This is a genomic window from Rhizobium sp. SEMIA 4085 (assembly GCF_013004495.1).
Taxonomy (GTDB): Bacteria; Pseudomonadota; Alphaproteobacteria; order Rhizobiales; family Rhizobiaceae; genus Rhizobium; species Rhizobium gallicum.
This window is the reverse complement of record NZ_JABEPH010000504.1, coordinates 1-3,354: the sequence shown is the minus strand read 5'-3', so window position 1 is coordinate 3,354 and position 3,354 is coordinate 1. Positions and strand designations below refer to the sequence as shown.

Sequence of the window (3,354 nt, the reverse complement as noted above, 5' to 3'; positions counted from 1 at the left end):
GATGCCGACTGTGCGGGTGATGTCCGTAGTGCCATTGATGTATTGCGCGCCGGAATCGATCAGGAAAAGCTCGCCAGCATTGATCGTCCGGTCGGTGTCGACCGTCACGCGGTAGTGCATGATCGCGGCATGCTCGCCGGCGCCGGAAATCGTGTCGAAGGAAACATCCTTGAGCGGGTTCTGCATGTTCTGGCCGACGCTTGCGCGCACGGCCTCCAGCTTCTCGGCCGCGGCAATCTCCGTCACCGTGCCCGGCTTTTCCTGCGACAGCCAGCAGAAGAACTCGACCATCGCCGCGCCGTCTTGCAGGTGGGCCGCCGCCGAGCCGTTGAGTTCGACGCGGTTCTTCACCGCCCGCGGCAGCTTGGCAGGATCGGCACCCTCCACCACTTCGCCGCCTGCCTTGCGGATGATGTCGGCAAGCGCATAGGATGCGACGTCCGGATCGATCATGACTCGGCGGCCATCCTTCGACACGGCCGCAAGCCGTTCGTCGAGCGAAGATGGCGGCAGTTGCACGCATATCTGCGCAAGATAGGCTTCCGGCTCGATGCTGGTCTTGCGCTTATCAAGGAACAGCTCGGCCTTGCCGCCTGCATGGATGATGGCACGGGCGAGCGGATGCGGCGTATGGGGAACGTCGGCACCGCGGATATTGAATATCCACGCAATCGAAGACGGATCGGCGATCAGCACGGCTGCCGCATTCTTCTTGGCGAGATCGGCGGCAATCATCGCGATCTTGTCCTTTGCCAGCGTGCCGGCCTGGGCGACATTCTGGATGACGACGGCCCCGAGCGGTTCGGCCGGCCGATCCGTCCATAGCCTGTCGAGCGGATTGTGTGGCAGGATCACCAACGTGCCGCCGATCTCGGCAAGCGCCTTTTCAAGACGCCGCACGTCGGCGCCGGAATGCAGCCACGGATCAATGCCGAGACGCATCCCCTGCTTGCCGTTCTTGGGAATCCAGACATGCGGCGGCTCGTTGACGAGGTCGCCGCCGGTAAAGACGGAACTGTCAACCTGCTCGGCAAGCTGCGTGACGTAGCGGCCGTCGACGAAAATGATCGCCTGGCTGTGGGTGATAAGCGCAATACCCGCAGACCCGGTGAAGCCAGTCAGCCACGCCAGGCGCTCCGCGCCCGCCGGCACATATTCGCCGTTGTATTCATCGGCACGCGGCACGAGAAAGGCGTCGATGCCAAGCGCCTCGAAACTCGCGCGCAGTTGCCCAACCCGATCGCGGCCGAATTGTGGCGTAGAGGTCACCTCAAAAGACTGGAACATCTGAAAACCCAATAGCTATATCCGAATCCGCCAAAAAGCGGGGCGGCCCATGTTATCGAAAAATCAGGGCAATGGGAGAAAAAGCAGCCACTTTCCCCCATATCAGGCCGCTCAATATTTTGGCAGAAATGTGGCAAGGAAAACGAAACTGGCACGCTTTATGCATTGAACGCATGGCTCCCATGAACGAAAGCCTCTGCCTCAGGATTTGGGAATAGCTATATACGGCGCATCAAACGGGTTCGGAAATCGAGCCCGCAACGAAAAGGATATGAAAATGACTGCCTCTCTGTCGCGCTTCGCTTACAGCAGCCCGGTGCAGGCTGGCGAACGCCAGACTGTGCATCACGTCATCGGTGCGCGCCGCCCGCTCAATGGGGATAGCCTCAAAATGCTCGGCACGGGCCACAAGGTCACGCACCACAAGGGTGTACCCAGCTACGCGTTCTGAGCTATTTGCCGCTTCGTTTCTCCTCCTCCCTCAGCGGACCGGCAATCAGAACTGTAGAGCCCGCTCGAGCGCTCCTCCTCCTTGAGCTCGCGGGCATGGCCGTTTAACGGTCGAAGGCGGTGCCAATGGCACCGCCTTCTTTTTTGCCTGTAGCTTACGGACGGTCGAGATGGATCGTCACCCAGCCGTTTCGCCAGATGGTGCGGACATGACGGAGCTTCGCGCCATTATAGGCCGAAAGAACCTTCCAGCGCTGTTCTGCGAGGATGCCGGACAGGATCACCGAACCGGAAGGCGCCAGGTGCTCTGCCAGCTTCGGCGCCATCTTGATCAGTGGCCGCGCCAGAATATTGGCGATGATGAGGTCGAACGGCCCGTGTTCCGCAAAGGCTGTCGAATGAAAGCCTGGCGCAGTCTTCGCAACGATCCCCGAAGCAATGCCGTTCCGCCGCACGTTGTCGGCCGCGACACGCGTGGCGATCGGGTCGATGTCGGTTGCGAGAACCGGGATATTCTTGAGCTTGCGCACCGCAATTGCCAGGACGCCGCTGCCCGTGCCGAGGTCCAGCGCATTGCCGACCGGCCGCGAACGCAACACGCTGTCGATCACCTCCAGGCAGCCGGCCGTCGTGCCGTGATGGCCGGTGCCGAAAGCCTGCCCCGCATCGATCTCGATACCAATATCGCCGGGGCGGACCCTGCTGCGGTCATGCGAGCCATGCACAAGGAAGCGCCCTGCCCGGACTGGCTTCAGGCCTTCAAGGGATTTCGCCACCCAATCGATATCGGGAATGATTTCGCGCTCGACCTTGAGGTCGGGGAACGGCGCCTTAAGCGCCTCCTCGACGCGAAGGCGAACCTCGTCCTCGTCCTCCTTCATCATATAGACGGAGGCTTCCCAGATATCCTTCTTCTCATCGATCTCGGTCGTCGCAATCGCGAAGTCCTCTTCACCGAAAACTTCGGTCAGCAGATCGAGAACCTGCCCGGCCTTCTTTTCGGCCGTCGTTACATACAGGCGAATTTCACTCACTCGAACTTTTCCTATTTCTATTGCGCGCCGTCGCTCCAGACCGGCGGCTGCGGTTCATAACCGGCAACGCTGCGAAGAAACCGCCTGGCAAAGCCCGGAACGCGGATCAACAGTGGTGCGAAAAAATTGCGAAGGCCGGTCGCAACCGGATGATGCATGGTCACCAGCCTCGTTAGCCCATAGGTCTGCTTCAAGACAGTTTTGACCGCCGGCATTCGAAGGTCCGCATAGTCCTGTTCCCTGCCTTCCGATATCAGATAGGCGAGCCAGCAGGCATCCTCGATGCCGAGATTCATGCCCCGGGCGCCCGCCGGCGAATGGATATGCGCCGCATCACCAGCGAGGAAGACGTTACCTTTGGACATGCGCGCGACATGCCGGAAATGGATGCGGAAATTCGCGGCCCACACCAATTCGCCGCCAGGCACCGGATGGGCGATGCGGCTTTCGAAATCCGGAAGCGTCGAGAGGTAACGCACCGAATCGCCCGAAACGGGAATCCGGCCGACAATGCCGGGATTGAACAGGCTGATCTCGACGTAACGCGGATCGATCGGCTGCGGATAGCGGTAGTCCGCAAGAT

The 3,354-nt window shown here is 60.6% G+C and carries 4 protein-coding genes; 1 reads left to right on the top strand and 3 read right to left on the bottom strand.

All coding sequences use genetic code 11. The features are described from left to right. The coding region (locus C9413_RS29955; protein ID WP_170251320.1) for an aminopeptidase P family N-terminal domain-containing protein at nucleotides 1–1,287 on the bottom strand (1,287 nt) is incomplete at its 3' end. A 277-nt stretch (nucleotides 1,288–1,564) separates the two neighbouring features. On the opposite strand from C9413_RS29955, the gene C9413_RS29950 reads away from it, so the two are divergent. Next, a complete protein-coding gene (locus tag C9413_RS29950) occupies nucleotides 1,565–1,738 on the top strand; it encodes a hypothetical protein (RefSeq protein ID WP_165918524.1) in 174 nt (57 codons plus the stop codon). 154 nt (nucleotides 1,739–1,892) lie between these two features. Here the strand turns inward: C9413_RS29950 and C9413_RS29945 are convergent, their stop codons facing one another. Next, entirely contained in the window at nucleotides 1,893–2,771 is an 879-nt protein-coding gene (locus C9413_RS29945) for a 50S ribosomal protein L11 methyltransferase (protein WP_039845331.1), read from the bottom strand. A 17-nt stretch (nucleotides 2,772–2,788) separates the two neighbouring features. Continuing rightward, nucleotides 2,789–3,354 (bottom strand): FAD-dependent monooxygenase (locus C9413_RS29940; RefSeq protein WP_170251319.1); only part of this gene is annotated, 566 nt, incomplete at its 5' end.